Annotated in this window: 20 protein-coding genes; 15 read left to right on the top strand and 5 right to left on the bottom strand. The window is 65.9% G+C overall.

Annotated features, from left to right (window positions below; all coding sequences use genetic code 11):
• Nucleotides 1-12: 12 nt before the first annotated feature.
• Together AC1Q64_RS15420 and AC1Q64_RS15415 are read right to left on the bottom strand one after the other, a co-directional pair.
• Nucleotides 13-876, bottom strand: a complete 864-nt coding sequence (locus AC1Q64_RS15420; protein WP_492251942.1) for a biotin--[acetyl-CoA-carboxylase] ligase — start codon at nucleotides 874-876, stop codon at nucleotides 13-15.
• Nucleotides 873-1,463 (bottom strand): SET domain-containing protein, encoded by a 591-nt coding sequence (locus AC1Q64_RS15415; protein ID WP_291433481.1) that lies wholly within the window; start codon nucleotides 1,461-1,463, stop codon nucleotides 873-875. The genes AC1Q64_RS15420 and AC1Q64_RS15415 overlap by 4 nt, the downstream gene beginning before the upstream one ends.
• A gap of 119 nt (nucleotides 1,464-1,582) precedes the next feature.
• Here AC1Q64_RS15415 and AC1Q64_RS15410 point away from each other — a divergent pair, with 119 nt between their 5' ends.
• The 5 genes from AC1Q64_RS15410 (at nucleotide 1,583) to AC1Q64_RS15390 (ending at nucleotide 7,143) form a co-directional block, all read left to right on the top strand.
• Nucleotides 1,583-4,492: a DNA topoisomerase III gene (locus AC1Q64_RS15410; RefSeq protein WP_492251941.1), complete on the top strand. Its 2,910-nt coding sequence runs from the start codon at nucleotides 1,583-1,585 to the stop codon at nucleotides 4,490-4,492.
• A 5-nt stretch (nucleotides 4,493-4,497) separates the two neighbouring features.
• A complete protein-coding gene (locus tag AC1Q64_RS15405) occupies nucleotides 4,498-4,722 on the top strand; it encodes a hypothetical protein (protein WP_492251940.1) in 225 nt (74 codons plus the stop codon).
• A gap of 27 nt (nucleotides 4,723-4,749) precedes the next feature.
• Nucleotides 4,750-5,088, top strand: a complete 339-nt coding sequence (locus tag AC1Q64_RS15400) for a DUF4124 domain-containing protein (protein WP_492251939.1) — start codon at nucleotides 4,750-4,752, stop codon at nucleotides 5,086-5,088.
• Nucleotides 5,089-5,276: 188 nt separating this feature from the next.
• Complete coding sequence (locus tag AC1Q64_RS15395; RefSeq protein WP_492251938.1) at nucleotides 5,277-6,260, top strand: glycerophosphodiester phosphodiesterase family protein; 984 nt, start codon at nucleotides 5,277-5,279, stop codon at nucleotides 6,258-6,260.
• A 130-nt stretch (nucleotides 6,261-6,390) separates the two neighbouring features.
• On the top strand, nucleotides 6,391-7,143 hold the full coding sequence (locus AC1Q64_RS15390) for a tyrosine-protein phosphatase (protein ID WP_492251937.1): 753 nt from the start codon (nucleotides 6,391-6,393) through the stop codon (nucleotides 7,141-7,143).
• A gap of 36 nt (nucleotides 7,144-7,179) precedes the next feature.
• Here AC1Q64_RS15390 and AC1Q64_RS15385 read toward each other — a convergent pair whose 3' ends face one another.
• The gene (locus AC1Q64_RS15385; RefSeq protein WP_492251936.1) at nucleotides 7,180-8,505 is read right to left on the bottom strand and encodes an MFS transporter; all 1,326 of its coding nucleotides are present in this window, start codon (nucleotides 8,503-8,505) and stop codon (nucleotides 7,180-7,182) included.
• A 212-nt stretch (nucleotides 8,506-8,717) separates the two neighbouring features.
• Between AC1Q64_RS15385 and AC1Q64_RS15380 the strand changes: the two genes are divergently transcribed.
• Nucleotides 8,718-10,127: a DUF2130 domain-containing protein gene (locus AC1Q64_RS15380; RefSeq protein WP_492252091.1), complete on the top strand. Its 1,410-nt coding sequence runs from the start codon at nucleotides 8,718-8,720 to the stop codon at nucleotides 10,125-10,127.
• A gap of 184 nt (nucleotides 10,128-10,311) precedes the next feature.
• On the opposite strand, the gene AC1Q64_RS15375 is transcribed toward AC1Q64_RS15380, so the two are convergent.
• Nucleotides 10,312-10,908, bottom strand: coding sequence for a flavin reductase family protein (locus AC1Q64_RS15375; protein WP_492251935.1), 597 nt, complete (start codon nucleotides 10,906-10,908; stop codon nucleotides 10,312-10,314).
• 329 nt (nucleotides 10,909-11,237) lie between these two features.
• Between AC1Q64_RS15375 and AC1Q64_RS15370 the strand changes: the two genes are divergently transcribed.
• The 6 genes from AC1Q64_RS15370 (at nucleotide 11,238) to AC1Q64_RS15345 (ending at nucleotide 15,303) form a co-directional block, all read left to right on the top strand.
• Nucleotides 11,238-11,618, top strand: a complete 381-nt coding sequence (locus AC1Q64_RS15370) for a VOC family protein (RefSeq protein ID WP_291438580.1) — start codon at nucleotides 11,238-11,240, stop codon at nucleotides 11,616-11,618.
• A 180-nt stretch (nucleotides 11,619-11,798) separates the two neighbouring features.
• On the top strand, nucleotides 11,799-12,419 hold the full coding sequence (locus AC1Q64_RS15365) for a class I SAM-dependent methyltransferase (protein WP_010464449.1): 621 nt from the start codon (nucleotides 11,799-11,801) through the stop codon (nucleotides 12,417-12,419).
• Entirely contained in the window at nucleotides 12,416-13,210 is a 795-nt protein-coding gene (locus tag AC1Q64_RS15360; RefSeq protein ID WP_492251934.1) for a tRNA-uridine aminocarboxypropyltransferase, read from the top strand. The genes AC1Q64_RS15365 and AC1Q64_RS15360 overlap by 4 nt, the downstream gene beginning before the upstream one ends.
• A 62-nt stretch (nucleotides 13,211-13,272) precedes the next feature.
• Nucleotides 13,273-14,151, top strand: a complete 879-nt coding sequence (locus tag AC1Q64_RS15355) for a PA4780 family RIO1-like protein kinase (RefSeq protein ID WP_492251933.1) — start codon at nucleotides 13,273-13,275, stop codon at nucleotides 14,149-14,151.
• A 117-nt stretch (nucleotides 14,152-14,268) separates the two neighbouring features.
• Nucleotides 14,269-14,520 (top strand): hypothetical protein, encoded by a 252-nt coding sequence (locus AC1Q64_RS15350; RefSeq protein WP_056056666.1) that lies wholly within the window; start codon nucleotides 14,269-14,271, stop codon nucleotides 14,518-14,520.
• Nucleotides 14,521-14,730: 210 nt separating this feature from the next.
• Nucleotides 14,731-15,303: a DUF1439 domain-containing protein gene (locus AC1Q64_RS15345; protein WP_492251932.1), complete on the top strand. Its 573-nt coding sequence runs from the start codon at nucleotides 14,731-14,733 to the stop codon at nucleotides 15,301-15,303.
• Nucleotides 15,304-15,316: 13 nt separating this feature from the next.
• Here the strand turns inward: AC1Q64_RS15345 and uvrA are convergent, their stop codons facing one another.
• Entirely contained in the window at nucleotides 15,317-18,406 is a 3,090-nt protein-coding gene (uvrA, locus tag AC1Q64_RS15340; RefSeq protein ID WP_492251931.1) for an excinuclease ABC subunit UvrA, read from the bottom strand.
• Nucleotides 18,407-18,732: 326 nt separating this feature from the next.
• Between uvrA and AC1Q64_RS15335 the strand changes: the two genes are divergently transcribed.
• The 3 genes from AC1Q64_RS15335 (at nucleotide 18,733) to AC1Q64_RS15325 (ending at nucleotide 21,539) form a co-directional block, all read left to right on the top strand.
• Nucleotides 18,733-19,911, top strand: a complete 1,179-nt coding sequence (locus AC1Q64_RS15335) for an MFS transporter (RefSeq protein WP_492251930.1) — start codon at nucleotides 18,733-18,735, stop codon at nucleotides 19,909-19,911.
• A 125-nt stretch (nucleotides 19,912-20,036) separates the two neighbouring features.
• Nucleotides 20,037-20,579, top strand: a complete 543-nt coding sequence (ssb, locus tag AC1Q64_RS15330) for a single-stranded DNA-binding protein (RefSeq protein ID WP_492251929.1) — start codon at nucleotides 20,037-20,039, stop codon at nucleotides 20,577-20,579.
• A gap of 384 nt (nucleotides 20,580-20,963) precedes the next feature.
• Entirely contained in the window at nucleotides 20,964-21,539 is a 576-nt protein-coding gene (locus AC1Q64_RS15325) for a hypothetical protein (protein ID WP_492251928.1), read from the top strand.
• Nucleotides 21,540-21,549: the final 10 nt, after the last annotated feature.

The raw sequence follows: 21,549 nt of genomic DNA, 5'->3' as shown, positions 1-21,549 counted from the left end.
AGAAAAGCTGTCTCACACCGGGGGCACCGCCGTCGGCCGGACGCTGATTTCAGAACTGGTGATGGCCTGCATGCCACCGGCTGTGTGCACCAGCAGCGCACCGTCATCGCCCACGCCATGCGCGGTGCCGGTGTGGCCGTCGCTCAGCGTCACCGCGCGGCCCTGCAGCACATCACGTGCCGCAAAGCGGGGCTGCATGGGCGCAAACCCATAGCCCGCAAACGACTGCAGCATGGCCACCAGTGGCGGCACGATGCGCAGCAGGGCGGTGGGTGCGTCCAGGCCCGGCTCCACATCCTGCAGGCTGCCGGGGGGCATGCTCATGCCCTCGGGGCTGCGGGGCAGCACGTTGATGCCAATGCCCACCACCACGTAGCGCGCGGTGCTTGTGCTGGTGCTGGCCTGCGAGGGCGCAGTCTGGGGCGCCACAAAACTGGCCGTTTCCACCAGGATGCCGCCCAGCTTGCGGTCGCCCGCGGCGCCGCCCAGCCAGAGGTCGTTGGGCCACTTGAGCCCCACGCGCGCAGGCTGCCCCGCCCCCAGGGCAGGCAGCACGGGCTGCAGGCTTTCGGCCACGCTCACCCCCACGGCGAGCGACAGGCCGGACCAATCCTGGGGAGCCAGCGGCAGGCCCAAGGACATCATGAGAGAAGCCCCCACATCGCTTTGCCACACCCGCCCCAGCCGCCCGCGCCCGGCAGTCTGCTGCTCGGCCACCAGCAGGGTGGGATCGCACTGGCCGTTGCGCGCACGGCGCATCAACTCGGTATTGGTGGAGTCGATGGAGGGCAGCACCTCGACGGTAAAGCCCGGCAGTAGCGGTGACACCGCCTCCCAGATGGCTTCGGCGGGCCAGCGGATAGGGGCGGCGTTCACTGGCTACGGCCTCGCGGCTTGGCCTTCCGAGGCGCCTCAGCGGCCTTGGCAGCTTTGGAGGAGGACGGCTTGGACGGTGGCAAGGGCACCGGCGGTGCCCAGCCGCGCTTGGGCGCCAGCAGCGTGCCCCGGCAGTTGGTGCTACCGCACCAGCAGGGGTATTCGGCCTTGAGCTTCTTGGTGTAGCGCTCTTCGATGATCAGGCCGTAGTCGTAGTTCAACTCTTCGCCCGCCTGGATGTTGCGCAGCGCGGTGATGAAAATGCGGCCGTCCCGCTCGTCGGCATAGCAGTTGGGGTTGCAGCTGTGATTGATCCAGCGCGACGAATTGCCGCCGAACTTTGCATCGATCACATGGTCTTCATCCACATGGAAGTAGAACGTGTGGTTGGGTTGCAGGGGGTCGTGCGGGTGGCGGTCCTGGGCTTCCTGCCAGCCAATCACTTCGCCCGTGTATTCCACAAGGACTTCGCCCTCTGCAATATCCTGCACGGCAAAAACGCCCTTGCCGTGCACGCCAGAGCGCCGGGTCTGGATGCGGCGGCCCTGCGCGGGAGACGGGGTTGCAGGCGGTGCGGTGCGGGGCATGGCAAAAACTCTGTTAACTTGAATATGCACACATGCGCGTGCGCGTGTACGCGTGAGGCAACGAATTGTAGAAGCGACCGGCCGGATGCCGGACAGCCAGACTGGCGAGAAACCAAAAAATGACCAAGACCCTGGTAATTGCAGAGAAACCCTCGGTGGCGCAAGACATCGTGCGCGCACTGACCCCCGTGGCGGGCAAGTTCGAGAAGCACGAAGACCACTTCGAGAACGACCGCTATGTAGTCACCAGCGCCGTGGGCCACCTGGTGGAGATCCAGGCCCCCGAGCAGTTTGACGTGAAGCGCGGCAAGTGGAGCTTTGCGCACCTGCCTGTGATCCCGCCGTACTTTGACCTGAAGCCCGTGGACAAGACCAAGAGCCGCCTGAACGCGGTGGTCAAGCAGGCCAAGCGCAAGGACGTGTCCGAACTCATCAACGCCTGTGACGCGGGCCGCGAGGGCGAGCTCATCTTCCGCCTGATCGAGCAGTACGCCGGTGGTGCCAAACCCCTGGGCAAGCCCGTGCGCCGCCTGTGGCTGCAATCGATGACGCCCCAGGCCATCCGCGATGGCTTCAACGCCCTGCGCTCTGAGCAGCAGATGGCGGGCCTGGCCCACGCGGCGCGCAGCCGCTCTGAGGCCGACTGGCTGGTGGGCATCAACGGCACCCGCGCCATGACGGCCTTCAACTCGCGCGACGGCGGGTTCTTCTTGACCACCGTGGGCCGGGTGCAGACGCCCACCCTGTCGCTGGTGGTGGAGCGCGAAGAAAAGATCCGCAAGTTCATCAGCCGCGACTATTGGGAAATCCACGCCACCTTCGGCGCCCAGGCCGGTGAATACCCCGCCAAGTGGTTCGACCCCAAGTGGAAAAAGGGCGAGGATGCAGAGATGCGAGCGGACCGCGTGTGGTCTGCCGCCGAGGCCACGGCCATTGCCAACGCCGTGCGCGGCAAGCAGGCCACCGTCACCGAAGAGAGCAAGCCCACCACCCAGGCGTCGCCCCTGCTGTTCGATTTGACCAGCCTGCAGCGCGAGGCCAACGGCAAGTTCGGCTTCTCGGCCAAGACCACGCTGGCCCTGGCGCAAAGCCTGTACGAGCGCCACAAGGCCCTGACCTACCCGCGTACCGATTCGCGCGCGCTGCCTGAAGACTATTTGCCGGTGGCCAAGCAGACCTTTGAAATGCTGGCCGACAGCGGCATGCGGCATCTGGCACCCCACGCGCTCACCGCGCTGAATAACAACTACGTGCGCCCGTCCAAGCGCATTTTTGACAACAGCAAGGTCAGCGATCACTTTGCCATCATCCCCACGCTGCAGGCGCCGAGCGGCCTGAGCGAAGCCGAGCAAAAGCTGTACGACCTGGTCGTGCGCCGCTTCATGGCGGTGTTCTTCCCCAGCGCTGAATACACCGTCACCACCCGCATCAGCACCGTGGCCCCGCACAGCTTCAAGACCGAAGGCAAGGTGCTGGTCAAGCCGGGCTGGCTGGCCATCTACGGCAAGGAAGCCGCCGAAGAAGTCGAAGGCGGCAAGGACGGCGACAAGGGCCAGAACCTGGTGCCGGTCAAACCCGGCGAAAGCGTCAACACCCTGGCCGTGGACCCCAAGGGCCTCAAGACCAAGCCCCCCGCCCGCTACTCCGAAGCCACGCTGCTGGGCGCCATGGAAAGCGCGGGCAAGCAGATCGACGACGACGAACTGCGCGAAGCCATGCAGGAAAAAGGCCTGGGCACCCCAGCCACACGCGCGGCCATCATCGAAGGCCTGCTGACCGAAAAGTACATGCTGCGCGAAGGCCGCGAGATCATCCCTACGGCCAAGGCCTTCCAGCTGATGACGCTGCTGCGCGGGCTGGAGGTGGAAGAACTCTGCCGCGCCGACCTGACCGGCGAGTGGGAGTACAAGCTCTCGCAAATGGAAAAGGGCCAACTGAGCCGCGAAGCCTTCATGGCCGAGATCGCCGCCATGACCGAGCGCATGGTCAAGAAGGCCAAGGAATACGACCGCGACACCATCCCCGGCGACTACGCCACGCTCGAATCCCCATGCCCTAACTGCGGCGGCGTGGTCAAAGAGAACTACCGCCGCTTTGCCTGCGTGGGCAAGGCAGGCGCAGAAGGCTGCGGCTTCAGCTTTGGCAAATCGCCTGCAGGCCGCACCTTTGAAACCGCCGAGGCCAACGCCCTGCTGCGCGACAAGAAGATTGGCCCGCTGGAAGGCTTCCGCTCCAAGGCAGGCTGGCCCTTCACGTCCGAGATCGTCATCAAGTACGACGACGAGGCGCACAACTACAAGCTCGAATTCGACTTTGGCGACGACAAAAAGGGCGAAGAGTCCGGCGAGATCGTGGAGTTTGAAGACGCCGCGCTGGGCGCCTGCCCCATCTGCGGATCGGACGTGCACGAGCACGGCAGCAACTACGTGTGCAGCAAGGCCGTGCCCACCGCCGCGCAGCCCACACCGAGCTGCACCTTCAAGAGCGGCAAGATCATCCTGCAGCAGTCCGTGGAGCGCGAGCAGATGCAAAAGCTGCTGGAGACGGGCAAGACCGACCTGCTCGACAAGTTCGTGAGCATGCGCACGCGCCGCAACTTCAAGGCCCACCTGGCGTGGGACAAGGAGGCGGGCAAGGTCAACTTTGAATTTGCGCCCAGCAAGTTCCCACCCCGCCCGGGAGCTGCTTCAAAAACAATAGCAACCAAGGCAAAAGCCACTGGCGCTGCCGCCAAAAAAGCCCCTGCAAAGAAGGCCGCAGCCAAAACGACGGCGGCCAAAGCCCCGCGCAAGGCCGCCGCAGGCAAGGCCCCCAGCGCCGCCCTGGCCGCCGTGATTGGCAGCGAACCCGTGGCACGCCCCGAGGCCGTGAAGAAGATGTGGGAATACATCAAGGCCCACAACCTGCAAGACCCCAAGGACAAGCGCACCATCGTGGCCGATGACAAGCTGCGCGCTGTGTTTGGCAAGGACAGCGCGGGCATGTTCGAGCTGGCGGGCATTCTGGGCAACCACCTGGGCGGCGAATGATGCAGATGCTGAACACGGAATACACCGTATCGCCCGCACGGCTCGCACAAGGCTTCTGGCGCACCGCGCTGGCGGCTATGGCGGTTGCAGGTGCGCTGAGTGGTTGCGGCAGCACCTCGGGCGTTGCGCGCTCCAGCGACCCCGCCAGCCAGCAGCAGCCCCAGGGTGCCAGCGGCGTGACCGTGTTTGGCGACATTGACGTGAACGTGACGCGGGAGCGCACCCGCTGACGCACCCTTTACAGGCATCCTCACAGCATGCGCAGCCGCACTGAACGCTCCGCACTGACGGCCATCGCTGTCGTGGTGGTGGCTGCTGCCGCCGCTGCATGGTGGACGAGCGATGCCTGGCTGCCCCGCGCAGGACCGTGGTCCGAGCAGGTGTGGAGAAAGGTCACCCGTCCCGGCCCCGACACCTTGCCGCCCGACAAGCGGCCCACACAGGCGCAGGCCGCACGCACCGGTGCCTCCGCGCCCGCCGCGCCGCAACCGCGTAAGTGTGTGAAAGAGGGCCGCACCACCTACACCGACCAGCCCTGCCCACGTGGAAGCCAGGAGTTACCAGTGGATGGCGCCGTGACCTCACTCCCACCGTAGAGGTTGGCAGCCTGGCGGGCGGAGGCCAGCGTCTGCCATGGCGTGCTGCAGGAACACTGGCCCCACAACCTAGCCATCGCCTCCGTGTCTCCAAGGTTCCTCCCCTGCGGACCTCCGCGCCAACATGTCACGCCGTTGCCATGGCGCCGCCCTAGAGTCGGCCTCTTTTCAGAAACGGAACCGCTGCCATGAAAGCCTTGTCCTCCTTCGCCGCCGCCTGCCTGTCTGCCCTGATGCTGGCCGGGTGCGGCGGCAGTGATAGCGCACCCGCACAACCGCAGGTCATCGCGCACCGTGGCGCCAGCGGCTACCTGCCGGAGCACACGCTGGGCGGCTACGAGCTGGCCATTCGCATGGGGGCCGACTACATCGAGCCCGACTTGCAGATCACCAAGGACGGCGCGCTGGTCGCCATCCACGACGACACACTGACCCGCACCACCAACGTGGCCGCGCTGTTCGCGCAGCGCAACGGCGGCTACAAAGTGTCGGACTTCACACTGGCCGAGATCAAGACACTGACCGTAGTGCCCACCGGCACGGGCAAGACAAGCTACCCGGGCTTCACGCCCAGCTCTGCCAACGCGTTCGCCGTGCCCACATTCCAGGAAGTGGTGGACCTGGCCAAAAAGCAAAGCAGCGCCGTTGGACGCGAAGTGGGCATCTACCCCGAGGCTAAGCAGGCAGACCCCGCCATGGAAGACGGCATCCTCAAGACCCTGGCAGCCAATGGCTACAACGCCAATAGCAAGGTCTTCATCCAGTCGTTCAGCGATGCCACGCTGCGCAGCCTGCGGGCCAAGCAGATCGCGCAGAACAACAAGATGCCGCTGATCCTGCTGGGCGTGGCCACCACTGCACCCGACGGCACCGCACGCATGGGGGTCACAGGCGCCACCGGCGTGCAGGCACTCACGCTCAAGGATGTGGCCGCCTTCAACGAGGGCGTGGGCGTGCTCATCAACAACACTACATACCCAGTCACCAAGTCCTTCATCGACCAGGCCCACGCCGCAGGCCTGAAGGTGCACGGCTGGACGTTCGCACAGGCCGATGCCGCCCCTGCGGCCACAGAGTTCCGCAAGTACCTGGACATGGGCATGGACGGTATGTTCGCCAACTACCCCGACTTGGCCGTGATCGCCCGCAACGCCTACGTGCAGGGCAAGTAAGCACGGCGGAGCAAAAAGGGGGCCGTCCCACACACGGCGTGCCAGTGATCTGGATAGCCCCCATGCGACAACCGGGCGGGCGCATCTGGGCTAGTCTTGCGGCAACGCCCTGTGCTTGAGCCTCTCGACCATGTCCACTTCTGCCCCCACCCGATCCCTGCCCATGCGCGGCGCCACCAACTTCCGCGACCTGGGCGGCTACACCGGCCACGGTGGCCGCCCGGTGAAATGGCGCCGCATCTTCCGCTCCGACCACCTGGCGGGCCTGACGCCCGAGGACCAGGCCCTGCTGGCAGACCTGGGCGTGGCCCGCGCGGTGGACTTTCGGGGCCAGGCCGAAAGCGCCGCGTATGCCTACGCACTGCCCGGCGTGGCCTACCACCCACTGCACATCGAACCCACCGTGGTGCAGCGCGCGCTGGAGCTGCAACGCACCGGCCGCCAGCTCACGGCGCAAGACGCCGTGGCCCTGATGCAGGACACCTACCGGGGTTTTGTGCACGACAACGCCCCACGTTTTGCCGAGCTGTTTCGCCTGCTGCTCGCCAGCGATGCACCCACCGTGTTCCACTGCACCGCGGGCAAAGACCGCACCGGCTTTGCCGCCGCCCTCATCCTGCTGACCCTGGGCGTGCCGCGCGACGTGGTCATGCACGACTACCTGCTCACCAACACGCTCTACCAGCGCCCGCCGGGCATGGGCAGTCACGCACCAGAGGAAGTGCTGCGGGTGCTGTGGCGCGTGCAAGAGGAGTTTCTGGACGCCGCCCTGCACATGGTGGACAACGACTATGGCGGCCTGCAGCCGTATCTGGTGGACGTGCTGGGCATGGACGCCGCGGCGCAGAAAGAATTGGCAGGGCGCTACCTGCAGACGGCCTAAATCGCCGATGGTGCCCGCTGGCAGCGCCTGCCCGGCTTACCCCGGGCTGTGCTGCGGCCGCGCTGGCACCGCGCGCTGCTGGCGCACGCGCCAGAACAGCCAGCCCACGATCGACAGGTTCAGCAGATTCCACCCCATGCCGTTCACGAACGCCGCGCGGTAGCTGCCCGTCAGGTCAAAGATCCAGCCCGACATCCAGCCCCCCAGCGCCATGCCGATCAGCGTGGCCATGATCACCGCGCCCACCCGCGCCCCGGCCTCCTGCGGGGCGAAATACTCGCGGATGATGATGGCGTAAGCGGGCACGATGCCGCCCTGGAACAGCCCGAACATGGCCGAGATGACATACAGCGGCACCAGCCCGTCAAACGGCAAAAACAGCGCCAGCCCCACGCCCTGCAACGCCGAGCCCAGCAGCAGCGTGCGCACACCACCAATGCGGTCGCAGATCACGCCCGACACCAGGCGGCTGACGATGCCACAGGCCAGCATCAGCGATAGCATCTCGGCCCCGCGCGCTGCGCCAAAACCCAGGTCCGTGCAATACGCCACGATGTGCACCTGCGGCATCGCCATGGCCACGCAGCACGCGACGCCCGCCACACACAGCAATAGCTGTGCATGCAGCGGTCGCAGGCCGAACGGGCGGCTGCGGTCCAACGGCAGCGCCGTGGGCGCCACACCGTATGCCGCACCGTGCGCCGATGCGACGGGTGCGGCGGGTGGGGGTGCTGCATCCGTCTGCGCCAACGGCGCGCGCTGACGCATGCGCATCGCCAGCAGCAGCATGCCCACCCCACACACCAGGCCCAACATCACATAGGTGTGGCGCCAGCCGATCAGCTCGATGCCGCGCTGCACGATGGGCGGCCACAGCGCGCCCGCAATGTAGTTGCCACTGGCGCAGATCGCCACCGCAATGCCGCGCCGCCGGTTCCACCACAGCGCCGTGTCGGCCATCAAAGGCGCAAACGTGGCCGAGCTGCCAATCAGCCCCATCAGCCCGTGCGCCAGCCCAAACCCCCAGATGCTGCCCGACAGCCCCGCCCACACAAACCCGCCACACACGGCCACCGCGCCCACGCACAGCACCGGCATCAGCCCATGCCGGTCGGCCATGCGCCCGGTCCAGATCCCGCCCAGCCCCAGGCACACCATCATCAGCGTGTAGGGCAGGGAGGCATCCGCACGGCCCACGCCAAACTCGGCCTGCACAGCGGGCAGCACCACCGACACCACATACATGCTGCTGTTGCCCAGTACCACCAGGCCCAGCGTGGTCAGCAGGCGCCACGCGGCTTGGCGGGAGTCGATGAGGGATGCGGGGGCAGCGGCTGAGGTGGAGTCGGGGATATTGGGCATGCGGGGCAATTTAACTGAAGGGGCGGAAAGGCTGCACTTGGTGCAAGCTCACCGTCATTACGCCGCGCGCATCAGCAGACTCGGGCAGTCCGCAGATGCGTACTTGGCGGTCGGCGCGTGAATGGGACCCTTAGCGCTGATCTGCCATCCCAAAGCGCATCTCCTGCCCGCTATGCTCCCCACCCAATGAAACAAGACACACGGTGACCGCCATGCACGACATCATCTGCCCCCACTGCAACAAAGCCTTCAAGGTAGACGAAACCGGGTATGCCGACATCCTCAAACAGGTGCGCGACGCGGATTTCGCCACGCAGTTGCACGAACGGCTGGAGCTGGCCGAGCAGGACAAGCGCAATGCGGTGGCGCTGGCGCAGGCCCAGGTGGCCAATGAGCTGCAGAAGGCGGCAGCAGCCAAAGACGCGCAGATTCAAGCTCTGAAGGCGCAGCTGGATGCGGGCGCGGTGGAGCGCGACCTGGCGGTAGCGCAGGCCCTGAGCGCGGTAGAGAAGCAGCGCGATGCGCTGGCCAATGAGCTGGAGCGTGCGCGGCAGGCGCAGCAGGCAGCGGACCAGTTGGCCCAAGCACGGCTGGCGCAGCAGCTGCAGGGCGTGGCCGCCCAAAAAGACGCGGAGATTCAGCAGCTCAAATCACAGCTGGACGCTGCCGAGGTGGCGCGCAGGCTGGCGGTGTCCGAGGCAGTCACCGTGGTGGCGCGAGAGCGCGACGAACTCAAGAACGACCTGAACCTGGTGGTGGTGAAAAAGCAGCTGGAGGAAAACGCCATCAAGGAGCAGTACGCCTTGCAGCTGCGCGACCGCGACGGCGAGATTGCGCGGCTGCGGGACATGAAGGCGCGCCTGTCCACCAAGATGGTGGGCGAGACGCTGGAGCAGCACTGCGAGACGGAGTTCAACCGCATCCGCGCCACGGCGTTTCCCCGCGCGTACTTTGAGAAGGACAACGACGCGCGCAGCGGCAGCAAGGGCGACTACATCTTTCGCGACGCTGACGAGGCGGGCAACGAGATCGTCTCGATCATGTTCGAGATGAAGAACGAGAGCGACGAGACGGCCACGAAGAAGCGCAACGAAGACTTCTTGAAAGAGCTGGACAAGGACCGCAACGAAAAAGGCTGCGAGTACGCGGTGCTGGTGTCGCTGCTGGAGCCCGAGAGCGAGCTGTACAACACCGGCATCGTGGATATGTTCTACCGCTACCCCAAGATGTATGTGGTGCGGCCGCAGTTTTTCATTCCCATCATCACACTGCTGCGCAACGCTGCGATGAAGTCGCTGCAATACAAATCAGAGCTGGCGCTGGTGAAGGCGCAGAACCTGGACATCACCAGGTTCGAATCGCAGCTGGAGGAGTTCAAGGGCGCCTTTGGGCGCAACTGGCGCCTTGCGTCGGACGGGTTTGAGGAGGCAGTGCGGCGCATTGATGAGGCCATCAAGGACCTGGAGAAGACCAAGGAGGCGCTGCACAAGTCGGCCAACAACCTGCGCCTTGCCAACGACAAGGCCGAAGACCTCACGATCAAGAAGCTCACACGTGGCAACCCCACGATGGCGGCCAAATTTGCGGAGCTCAAGCAGGTGGGGCTTTTGGACGGGGAATGATGCAGCGCAAGGCAGGGCCTGCTGGGCTGAAACCATGGCTCAGCGATATGGTTGCTCATGTTTTTATAGCTTGCAGTGCATACAAAACCAGCGCCTGTGGCCAATTTGGCTGGATACGTTGCAAACCCCAGAGCTATCGCTTTAGCTGTTTGCACTGAGCCTGACGGAGCGAAGGCGTGCCGGCTCACACCTTCACCGCCACCCCCGTCGCATAAAACTGCCCGCCCGCCACATAGTGCAGCGTGCGCAGGTCATCCGGCGCGGTGTCGAACTCCCAGTGCCCATGGCGGAACACGCGGTCGTCCGCCCAGGCGGCCACCACTTCGCCGATGAAGAGGTCATAGGCCTGCTGGTTGTGCGGCTCGGGGATCACGCGGCACAGCAGCCAGGCGGCGCAGCCTTGCACCAGCGGGGGCGTGCTCTGCGCAGGGTAGCCGGGCGCTTCAAACAGCTGCACGCCATGGCGCTGTAGCTTGTCGGGCGTGGTCTTGGCGCTGTCGGTGCCCAGCGCGACGGTCAGCGCGGCCAGGGGCACGGTGGGCAGCTGCAGCGCAAAGCAGCCACTGGCCTCCACCAGCTCGCGCGTGCGCGTGGCCTTGTCGAGCACCACCGTGACCTTGGGCGGCGCAAAGTCCAGTGCGCAGGCCCACGATGCCGCCATGACGTTGTGCTGGCCTGCGTGTGCGGCCGACACCAGGACCGTGGGGCCGTGGTTGAGCAGGCGGTAGGCCTTGTCGAGGGGAACGGGCGCGAAGTGGGGTGGGGAGGCAGTGGGCAGCATGGGGGTGAGGGCCTGTTCAAAGAGCGATACCGAGCAGTGGGGCGCGGGGCGCAGAGCCAGTTTGCCTTGTGGATTTTTGCTATCAATTAGATAGCAATTCAGGCATGTTGTACTGGCGCCATGGCGCATTCTGGCTCCAAACCGGCCTCCACACAGCCTGTATGGCCGCTGCGGGGCCGTGGGGTGCTGCCCCTCAATGACGCTGATGTCCAGAGTGCCGCAGAGGGGCTTGTGCCACGCTCATGTGATGGCGATAGCCACCCGCTAACATGCCACCGCCAGTCCGTTGGCCACAACCCGCCCCCAGAGGGGCTTACAGGAGACGATGAATGTTCAGTCATGTGATGGTCGGTGTGAACGACCTGGAGCGGTCCAAGAAGTTTTATGACGCGCTGCTGGGGGCGCTGGGCGTACCGCCCGGCGTGGCCAACAAGAACCGCTATTTCTATCGCGGCCCCACCGGTACCTTTGGCATCACCACCCCCATCAACGGCGAGCCCGCCACCTTTGCCAATGGCGGCACCATCGGGTTTGCCATGCAGTCGCCCGAACAGGCCGATGCCTTCCACGCGGCCGGTGTCGCCAACGGCGGCACCACCTGCGAAGACCCACCCGGCTGGCGCGAAGGCCCTGGCGGCAAGCTGTACCTGGCATACCTGCGCGACCCGGACGGCAACAAGATCTGCGCGCTGCACCGCCCGGCCAAGTAAGTCAACGCGAACGCTGGCAACGCCCAGGAGGCGTTGTCCGTTGCGCGACGCGCCACATCACCAGAGCCTGTTGCAAGTCTTTGTGGCATGGCGCCACTGCCGCTGGGCCATACTCCCCGCCATAGACAAGTGGCCGGTGCCCTGCACGTGCAGGGGTGGCAGTGGCAGAAGGACTCCTCAGTGAAACCAGTGAGCGGCAGCGCGGACGCGGCCATTTTTGACGAGGCGTACTACCAGCGCTTTTACTTCGACAAGAAGACCAGCGTGGTGGACCCCGCGCACACCGAACGCCTGGGCGCGTTTGTGTGCAGCTACCTGCAATACCTGCGCGTACCCGTGCGGCGGGTGCTCGACGTGGGCTGCGGCATTGGTCTGTGGCGCGATGTGATCGCGCGGCATTTTCCGCAGGCGCAGTTCCATGGCGTGGAGTTCAGCGAATACCTGTGCGAGCGGTTTGGCTGGGAGCGCGGCTCGGTGGTGGACTACAAAGCCCGCACGCCGTATGACCTGGTGATCTGCCAGGGCGTGCTGCCCTACCTGAGCGAGGCCGACGTACAAAAGGCCATGCGCAACCTGGCGCGCCTGAGCCGGGGCGCACTGTATGTGGAAGCCGTCGCGCGCGAGGACTGGGAACAGGACGTGGTGGACGAGCAGGTGACCGACCCGCGCATGTTCCGCCACCCCGCGCAGCTGTACCGCCGCACCCTGGGTGAAGGCTTTACCGAGCTGGGCGGCGGCGTGTGGCTGAGCCCGCAGGCCGAGCTGCCGCTGTTTGCACTGGAACGCGCGGGCGGCCGGTGACCCATCCCACTGCGCCATGGACGACCGGCACGGCTACCACCGCCACACCGTCCGCCACACCACCTGCCCCACCGCATGCGGTGGCACGCCTGCGCGCCGAGCGCCTGGCCCGCAGTGCCAAGCCCTTTCTGGCCCGGGGCGGCCCCAAGGGCGAGCGCTGCGCGGGCTGCCGCCTGGTGCCCAGCCACTGCATCTGCGCGCTGCGGCCCGTGCTGCCCACGCGCGCAGGCATGTGCCTGCTGATGGCGGACATCGAGCCCCTCAAGCCCAGCAACACCGGCTGGCTGATCGCCGATGTGGTGGCCGACACCTATGCGTTTGGCTGGGCGCGCACCGAAGTGCACCCCGACCTGCTGGCGCTGCTGGCCAACCCGCAGTGGCAGCCGTATGTGGTCTTCCCCGGCGAGTTCGTGGCGCCCGAGCGCGTGGTCACGCAGGTTGCCACGGCTGAGGGCAAACGCCCGCTGTTCGTGCTGCTCGACGCCACCTGGCCCGAGGCGCGCAAGATGTTCCGCAAGAGCCCCTACCTCAACCAACTGCCCGTGCTGAGCCTGCAACCCGAGCAGCTCTCGCGCTACCACCTGCGCAGATCCACCCGCATGGACCACTTCTGTACCTCCGAGGTCGGTGCGCTGTGCCTGGAGCTGGCGGGTGAACTGCGCGCCGCGCAGGCGCTGGAGGCATACCTGGATGTGTTCACCCACCACTATCTGCAGGCCAAGCACCAGTTGCCGGTGGCTGCGGACGATGCCACGCACCTGCGGCTGCGCGCTGTGTGCAGCGCGGGCTGAGCAAAACGACATTTGGCACCCGGCTTGGTAGGGGGATTGCGACACACGGGCAAAATGCACCGATGAAAGCTCCCCCCCGCCTGCAGTCCCTCATCGAGGAAGGCCTGATCGACACCGTGGTCCGGCAACTCATGAGCGGCAAGGAGGCCATGGTCTATGTGGTGCGCTGTGGTGACGAAACCCGCTGCGCCAAGATCTACAAAGAAGCGAACAACCGCAGCTTTCGCCAAGCCGTGGACTACACCGAAAACCGCAAGGTCAAGAACTCGCGCTCGGCCCGTGCCATGGCCAAGGGCAGCAAGTTTGGCCGGCAAGAACAAGAAGCCGCCTGGCAAAGCGCCGAGGTCGATGCGCTTTACCGCCTGGCCGCAGCCGGCGTGCGTGTGCCGCAGCCTTACAACTTTCACGACGGCGTGCTGCTGATGGAGCTGGTGACCGACGCCCACGGCGATGCGGCCCCGCGCCTGAACGATGTGAGCTTTACGCCCGAAGACGCGCGCACCCACCACGCCACGCTGGTGGCCGAGGTGGTGCGCATGCTGTGTGCGGGCGTGGTGCATGGGGACTTGTCGGAGTTCAACATCCTGCTGGCCCACCTGCATGGCACAGAAGGTGAAGAGGCGGGCTACGACGGCCCCGTCATCATCGACCTGCCCCAGGCCGTGGACGCTGCGGGGAACAACCACGCGCAGCGCATGCTGCTGCGCGACGTGGCCAACCTGCGAGACTTCTTCGGCCAGTTTGCCCCCGAGCTGCGCACCACCCAATACGGCCCCGAGATCTGGAGCCTGTACCAGAGCGGGCTGCTGAGCAACGAGACGCCGCTCACCGGCATCTATGCACCCACGCATGCCGATGTGGACATGCAGGCCGTGCTGCGCGAGATTGACGACGCGCGCGACGAAGATGCCGCACGCAGGCTGCGCATGGCATCGGCTTGACGCGTTTGGGCCAAAGGAGGCGATGCGCTTTGGACAAGCCAGTGCGCCCTTGCTTTACAGTAGCCGCCCCGCACACACAAACCCACCCACATACCAGCCCACGACGGCTGCCACCCCATGACCAAAGACCTGGCCCGACAGAACGAACTCAAACCCATGGCCCTCTGCGAGCCCTGCCAGGGCATCCAGCGCAACTGGCGCAAGGCGCCGGGCCATGCCGAGCTGGTGCAGCGCGGCAACCGCAAGGAAGACCGTGAGGACGGCACCGTCACCATCACCCGCTATGTGTGCGACCGCTGCGGCACCGCGTGGGAGTACGAGAACGACAAGAACAACCAGCGGGCGGGCTGGTCGGTGGTGGGGCGCTGAGCGCGGCGGTTGTCGCACCGGTGGCGGTCGAGCCCCGCCATTGCCATCCCGCAGCCCCATGCAAATGCACCTATTTTGATAGCACCCAAGGCATATAACACCTGCGCTATCGCCCCAAAACCCGCAAACTTCTGGTAACAACGCCTCCAGCAAGCCTTGGGGCACCTTTTCACCGCCACGGTGTCACAACGGGTTTGACGGAGAGCGCCCATGCTGCATCGCAGACGATTCCTGACCCACACCACCCGGGGCCTCGCCCTGGGCAGTGCGGCGCTGCTGGTGGCGCGGGGCGCACTGGCCCAGCCCAGTTACACCGTGCCCCTGGCGCAACTGCAGGCCATGGTGGACCCCAAGTTCCCGCGCAACGTGCCCGTGCAAGGCCTGTTCAACCTGAGCGTGCAGGCGCCCCGCCTGCGCCTGCTGCCCGAGGTGAACCGGCTGGGTGCAGCCATGGCGCTGGATGTGGCCGGCCCAGCGCTGCGGCGCAGCCACCAGGGCAGCCTGGATGTGGAGTTTGCGCTGCGCTACGAGGCCAGCGACCGCACGCTGCGCGCCCACCAGATTCAGCTGGGGCATATGGAATTTCCCAGCCTGCGCCCGGCGGTGACAGACTTGCTTAACGCCTACGGCCCCCTGCTGGCCGAGCAGTCGCTGCGCGAGATTACGCTGCACCAACTTCGCCCGCAAGACACCGCTGTGTTTGACGGCCTGGGCCTGCAGCCTGGGCCCATCACCGTGACGGCCAAGGGGCTGACCGTGGCGTTTGTGAGCAAGATGCCCTGACGGACAGCTACGCTCAGGCGGGCGATGTTTTCAGGTAGGGCGCCAGATACCGCCCCGTATGGCTGGCCGGGTTGGCCGCCAGCTCCTCGGGCGTGCCCACGCCCACCACGGTGCCACCGCCTGCACCGCCCTCGGGGCCCATGTCGATAAGCCAGTCGGCGGTTTTGATGACGTCGAGGTTGTGCTCAATGATGACGATGGTGTTGCCCGCGTCGCGCAGCTGGTGCAGCACCTTCAGCAGCAGATCGATGTCGGCAAAGTGCAACCCCGTGGTGGGCTCGTCCAGGATGTAGAGCGTGCGGCCGGTGTCGCGCTTGCTCAGCTCCTGCGCCAGCTTCACGCGCTGCGCCTCGCCGCCCGAGAGCGTGGTGGCGGCTTGGCCCAGGCGGATGTAGCTCAAACCCACATCCAGCAGCGTCTGCAGCTTGCGCGCAATGGTCGGCACGTCCTTGAAGTACGCCGCCGCGTCCTCCACCGTCAGCTCCAGGATCTGCGCAATGTTCTTGCCCTTCCACTGCACCTCCAGCGTCTCGCGGTTGTAACGTTGGCCGTGGCAGATGTCGCAGGGCACGTACACGTCGGGCAGAAAGTGCATCTCCACCTTCACCACGCCGTCACCCTGGCAGGCCTCGCAGCGGCCGCCGCCCGAAGACTGCGACACGTTGAAGCTGAAGCGCCCCGGGCCGTAGCCGCGTTCCTTGGCGGTGTTGGTCTCGGCCATCAGCTCGCGGATGGGGGTGAACAGGCCGGTGTAGGTGGCGGGGTTGCTGCGCGGCGTGCGGCCAATGGGGCTCTGGTCCACGTTGATGACCTTGTCGAAGTATTCGATGCCCACGATCTCTTCGTGTTCGGCCGGTTCTTCGTGCGCACGGTGCACCTGCCGCGCCACGGCGGCATACAGCGTGTCATTCACCAGCGTGCTCTTGCCCGAGCCCGACACACCTGTCACGCAGGTGAGCAGCCCCACCGGGAAGTCCACCGTCACCCCCTTCAAATTGTTACCCGTGGCACCCACCACGCGCAGCGCCTGCACGGCACCCTGGCGCGCATGGTGCTCGGCCATGCGCTCGGCGCGGCGCTTGCTCGCCTCGGTTTGCGGAAAGCGCGATTTGGCCTTGGCCTCCACCACCGGCGCGGGCTGGTCCAGCACCGGCAGCCAGGGAGTGCGGCGCTGGGGCACGGCAATGGTGCGCGTGCCCGAGAGGTACTGGCCAGTGAGCGACTGGGCATTGGCGCGCACTTCGTCGTACGTGCCCTGCGCCATCACCCGCCCGCCGTGCACGCCCGCTCCGGGGCCCATGTCGATCACGTGGTCGGCGGCACGCATCATGTCCTCGTCGTGCTCCACCACAATCACGCTGTTGCCGATGTCGCGCAGATGCTGCAGCGTGGCAATCAGCCGGTCGTTGTCACGCTGGTGCAGGCCGATGCTGGGCTCGTCCAGCACGTACATCACGCCCGTCAGGCCCGAACCGATTTGCGAGGCCAGGCGGATGCGCTGGGCCTCGCCGCCGGAGAGCGTCTCGGCACTGCGGTCCAGGCTCAGATAGCTCAGGCCCACGTCGTTCAAAAACTGCAGGCGCGTGGCGATCTCGCGCACCACCTTGTCGGCAATCTCGGCCTTGGCACCGGTAAGCTGCAGGGCGTGGAACCATGCGTGCGCGTCGCTCAACGTGGCGTGGCTGACTTCGTAGATGGCGCGTGCCTGTTCACCCTCGCCCACCTTCACATGGCGGGCCTCGCGGCGCAGGCGCATGCCGTGGCATTCGGGGCAGGGCTGGGTGCTGCGAAAGCGCGCCAGGTCCTCGCGCACCACCACCGAATCGGTCTCGCGGTAGCGGCGTGCCATGTTTGGGATGATGCCCTCGAACGGGTGCTTCTTGGTGTGCGCCTTGCCCTTGGAGGCCCCGCTGTCCATGATGTAGCTGAAGGCGATTTCTTCCTCGCCCGAGCCTTGCAGGATGGCGTGCTGCACCGGTGCGGGCAGCGATTCAAACGGCGCCTCGATGTCAAACACGTAGTGCTTGGCCAGGCTCTCCAGCATCGCAAAGTAGTACCCATTGCGCCGGTCCCAGCCCTTGATGGCACCGCTGGCCAGGCTCAGCGTGGGGAAGGCCACCACGCGCGCGGGGTCGAACACTTCACGCTGGCCAATGCCGTCGCACGCGGGGCACGCGCCCATGGGCGAGTTGAACGAGAACAGCCGGGGCTCCAGCTCGGCCAGCGAATAGCTGCACACCGGGCAGGCAAACTTGCTGCTGAACAGGTGCTCCTGGCCCGTGTCCATCTCCAGCGCCAGCACGCGGCCGTTGCCCTCGTTGCCACCCACGCGCAGGGCCGCCTCGATGCTCTCGGCCAGGCGCTGCTGCAGGTCGGCACGCACCTTGACGCGGTCGATCACCACATCAATGTTGTGCTTCTCGGTCTTCTTGAGCTGTGGCAGGGCCTCATGCTCGTAGATCTGCCCGTCCACCCGAAAGCGGATGTAGCCCAGCGCCTGCATCTGCGCAAACAGCTCGGTGAACTCGCCCTTCTTCTCGCGCGCCACGGGGGCCAGGATCATGAGCTTGGTGTCCTCGGGCAGGGCCAGCACGGCGTCCACCATCTGGCTCACCGTTTGCGCGGCCAGCGGCAGGCCGTGGTCGGGGCAAAACGGCGTGCCCGCACGGGCATACAAAAGGCGCAGGTAATCGTGGATCTCGGTCACCGTACCCACGGTGGAGCGCGGGTTGTGGCTGGTGGCCTTCTGCTCGATGGAAATCGCAGGCGACAGGCCCTCGATCAGGTCCACATCGGGCTTGTCCAGTCGCCCCAGAAACTGCCGCGCATAGGCCGACAGACTCTCCACATACCGCCGCTGGCCTTCCGCATAGAGCGTGTCGAACGCCAGGCTGGACTTGCCCGAGCCCGACAGCCCGGTGATCACCACCAGCTGGTTGCGCGGAATATCCAGGTCAATGTTCTTGAGGTTGTGCGTGCGCGCCCCCCGGATGCTGATGCGCTGCTCGCGCAGGGCGCGGGCGAGGTACACACCATCGGCGGATCGGTCGTCGGCAACAGGGGGAGGGGTCACGGGCGGGCTCGGTGCAGGAAAACCCACCATGATAGGACACCCAAGCTTTGTCGCGCAGCCCCCCAGAATTGCCCCGCCATGCCTGCACCGCAGTCCCTACCCTCCACGCTCTTCATGACCGACCCACCGGCCAGTGAGGCCATGCCCCGAGCTGGCTTGCGACCTGCGGAGAGAACGAAACAAAGGCAAGGTGGAGCCCAACCTTCGCGCTATCGGTTTGCATCCCTCTGAGCAGGCACGCGTCCAATCGGCGAAAATCCCGGTTTTGCTTCTTCGGGCCTTAGCGCACCACCGTGCCGGATTCTCCTTCCTTGTCAGCCACCGCCGCCTCCCGGCACCCCACACCCAGTAGCCAGATGACCCCCCTGGAGCGCCGCTCCAGCGTCAGCCTGGCACTGATCTTTGCGCTGCGCATGCTGGGGCTGTTCCTGGTGCTGCCCGTGTTTGCCCTGGAGGCACGCAAGTACCCCGGTGGCGACGACCCTGCACTGGTGGGTCTGGCCATGGGTATCTACGGACTCACGCAGGCGGTGTTGCAGCTGCCTCTGGGCATGGCGTCCGACCGGTTCGGGCGCAAGCGCGTCATCGTGCTCGGCCTGCTCGTGTTCGCGGCTGGCAGTCTGCTGGCCGCGCTGGCGGATTCTCTGACCGGACTGCTGCTGGGCCGGGCACTGCAAGGTGCGGGGGCCGTGTCGGCCGCCGTGACCGCGCTGCTGGCCGACCAGACACGCGACGCCGTGCGCACCAAGGCCATGGCGCTGGTGGGTGGCAGCATTGGGCTGATGTTTGCAGTGGCGCTGGTGGCAGCCCCGGTGCTCACCGCTCACATCGGTCTGGCTGGGCTGTTTGGCCTGACCTGTGCTCTGGCACTGGCCGGTGTGGCCGTGGTGGTGTGGTGGGTGCCGCCCGAACCTGCGCTGCACCACAACGCATCCCGGGGCCGCCTGGCCGATGTGTGGGCCCACCCCGATCTGCTGCGCCTGAACCTGGGTGTGTTTGTGCTGCACACCGTGCAACTGTCCATGTGGGTTGCCGTGCCTGCGATGCTGGTACAGGCGGGCCTCACCAAGGACCACCACTGGCAGGTGTACCTGCCCGCCGTGGTGCTGTCGTTTGCCGCCATGGGCGGGCTGTTTGCGCTGGAGCGTGTGGGCAAACTGCGCGCCGCCCTGCTCGGAGCCATTGCCCTGGTGCTGGTGGTGCAGGCCGGGCTTGGCCTGCTTGCGGCCAGCGGTGTGCCTGCCACGCTGTGGATGCTGGGGCCGTTGCTGTTCGTCTTTTTCTGCGGATTCAATGCGCTGGAGGCCAGCCAGCCCAGCCTGGTATCGCGCATGGCGCCAGCCCAGCTGCGCGGCGCCGCGCTGGGCAGCTACAACACCCTGCAGTCGCTGGGCCTGTTTGCGGGCGGCGCGCTGGGCGGCGCGCTGGTGAAATGGGCCGGCGCTCCGGGCCTGTTTGCCGTGACCACGGCGCTCACGGCCCTGTGGCTGGTGCTGACCTGGCCGCTGCGGCCCGTGGGGCGCGGCGGGCACTGAGCGACAGGCCGTGCCACGCCGCCCGGGGTTCCATTGCCCCCCGGTTGCGGCACAATGGCGCGTTTGGCGCCTGGAATCTCTCTCCAAATCCGGCGCTTTTATCCCTTAAAGGCAAAGACAGCACCATGGCATCCGTAAACAAAGTCATCATCGTCGGCAACCTGGGCCGCGACCCTGAAATGCGCACCTTCCCCAGTGGCGACCAGGTGGCCAACGTGACGATTGCCACCACCGACAAGTGGAAAGACAAGCAGTCTGGCGAAATGAAGGAAGCCACCGAGTGGCACCGCGTGGTCTTCAATGGCCGCCTCGCCGAAATCGCCGGCCAGTACCTGCGCAAAGGCTCGCAGGTGTATGTGGAAGGCAGCTTGCGCACCCGCAAGTGGACCGACCAGAGCGGCGTTGAAAAGTACAGCACCGAGATCCGCGCCGACCAGATGCAGATGCTGGGCAGCCGCCAAGGCATGGGCGGTGGCGGACAGCAAGGCGGTGGATACGACGACGGTTACGGTGGCGACCAGGGTGGCTACGACCAGGCCCCGCGCCGCGCCGCCCCACCGCCGCGCCCTATGGCTGCGCCCGCACAGCGCCCTGCACCCGCTCCCGTGGCACAGGCACCGCGCGCGGCCTCCGGCTTTGACGACATGGATGACGACATTCCGTTCTAACGCCTTCCGGCTCCGAATTCAATCAATGGCCCGCGCCGCAAGGTGCGGGCCATTTTTTTCGCCTGCGGACAAGGCACGTCCAGACCTCCAGGAGATGTGCCCTGGCGGCGTCAAAACGTAGCAACTCGCAACAAGAAGTGGTGCCGCAAACCCGAAAGCTACGGCGCCCCTGCGGCTTCTAGTGCGTGCCTTGTACAACGGCACGCAGGCCCGCTGCTTCTCAGTTTTGTCCAGTTCGGCATCGCCGCGACGAAACAACAATTCCTTACATCCGATACGGAAATATCAAAGATCATCGCGGCCTTGCTCGTCAAAGAGGCGCAAAGCCCGGCGGCAAGCAGTTACCAAAAATCACTATTCCGACTGAAAAGAGAGAGGGTTGCGATGCCAGGGTTCGTCCGCAAGATTTTGATATTTGTCACCGGCTACGCGTGGCTCCTGCTGCTGGCTGGGCCCGGCCTGATTGGCCTGACGGTGTACAGCGGCTGGAAAGCGGAAGGCGACCACGCTTACGCTGCACGCGAGAGCCTGCAAACCGTGACCGGCGCCGTGACGCAAGCCTCCGAAGTGACCGTCAAGCGCAAGCGTCGCACCACCAAGAAGTACTACGAGATCACGGTCCAGCCCGACACCGCAGGTGCCGAGGTACGCAAGTTGCGCATCGACTACAGCACGCCGCAGCAACTGGTGGGCAACCTGATCGACGAAAAAGTTACCGCCTTGGTAGACAGCAGCGACAGCGACTTGGTCTATGAAGTCTCGGCGGGTGGCGCAGCCGTCATCAGCTATGAAACCACCAAGCAGCGGCTGCAGTCCGAAGCCACCTCCTCCGCGCAGTCCTTCAGCGGTGCGGGCACCTGGATCTTTGCCATTTTGCTCACGCTGGTAGGTGCGGCAGGCGTTTGGTCCAACCGCAAGCTGCGTGCGGCCGACGAAGCACAGCAGCTGGCCGCCGCCTGACGGCCACACC

The sequence above is a fragment of the Acidovorax sp. GW835-FHT14G06 genome (assembly GCF_058793595.1).
The sequence above is the reverse complement of the archived record's forward strand: the minus strand, read 5'-3'. Positions and strand labels throughout refer to the sequence as shown.

Coding starts and splice junctions, on each gene's coding strand:
- AC1Q64_RS15410 (WP_492251941.1), top strand. CDS start 1,583: ATGACCAAGACCCTGGTAATTGCAGAGAAACCCTCGGTGGCGCAAGAC.
- AC1Q64_RS15400 (WP_492251939.1), top strand. CDS start 4,750: ATGCGCAGCCGCACTGAACGCTCCGCACTGACGGCCATCGCTGTCGTG.
- ssb (WP_492251929.1), top strand. CDS start 20,037: ATGGCATCCGTAAACAAAGTCATCATCGTCGGCAACCTGGGCCGCGAC.
- AC1Q64_RS15380 (WP_492252091.1), top strand. CDS start 8,718: ATGCACGACATCATCTGCCCCCACTGCAACAAAGCCTTCAAGGTAGAC.
- AC1Q64_RS15325 (WP_492251928.1), top strand. CDS start 20,964: ATGCCAGGGTTCGTCCGCAAGATTTTGATATTTGTCACCGGCTACGCG.
- AC1Q64_RS15415 (WP_291433481.1), bottom strand. CDS start 1,463: ATGCCCCGCACCGCACCGCCTGCAACCCCGTCTCCCGCGCAGGGCCGC.
- uvrA (WP_492251931.1), bottom strand. CDS start 18,406: ATGGTGGGTTTTCCTGCACCGAGCCCGCCCGTGACCCCTCCCCCTGTT.
- AC1Q64_RS15405 (WP_492251940.1), top strand. CDS start 4,498: ATGCTGAACACGGAATACACCGTATCGCCCGCACGGCTCGCACAAGGC.
- AC1Q64_RS15350 (WP_056056666.1), top strand. CDS start 14,269: ATGACCAAAGACCTGGCCCGACAGAACGAACTCAAACCCATGGCCCTC.
- AC1Q64_RS15355 (WP_492251933.1), top strand. CDS start 13,273: ATGAAAGCTCCCCCCCGCCTGCAGTCCCTCATCGAGGAAGGCCTGATC.
- AC1Q64_RS15385 (WP_492251936.1), bottom strand. CDS start 8,505: ATGCCCAATATCCCCGACTCCACCTCAGCCGCTGCCCCCGCATCCCTC.
- AC1Q64_RS15335 (WP_492251930.1), top strand. CDS start 18,733: ATGACCCCCCTGGAGCGCCGCTCCAGCGTCAGCCTGGCACTGATCTTT.
- AC1Q64_RS15390 (WP_492251937.1), top strand. CDS start 6,391: ATGTCCACTTCTGCCCCCACCCGATCCCTGCCCATGCGCGGCGCCACC.
- AC1Q64_RS15395 (WP_492251938.1), top strand. CDS start 5,277: ATGAAAGCCTTGTCCTCCTTCGCCGCCGCCTGCCTGTCTGCCCTGATG.
- AC1Q64_RS15370 (WP_291438580.1), top strand. CDS start 11,238: ATGTTCAGTCATGTGATGGTCGGTGTGAACGACCTGGAGCGGTCCAAG.
- AC1Q64_RS15375 (WP_492251935.1), bottom strand. CDS start 10,908: ATGCTGCCCACTGCCTCCCCACCCCACTTCGCGCCCGTTCCCCTCGAC.
- AC1Q64_RS15345 (WP_492251932.1), top strand. CDS start 14,731: ATGCTGCATCGCAGACGATTCCTGACCCACACCACCCGGGGCCTCGCC.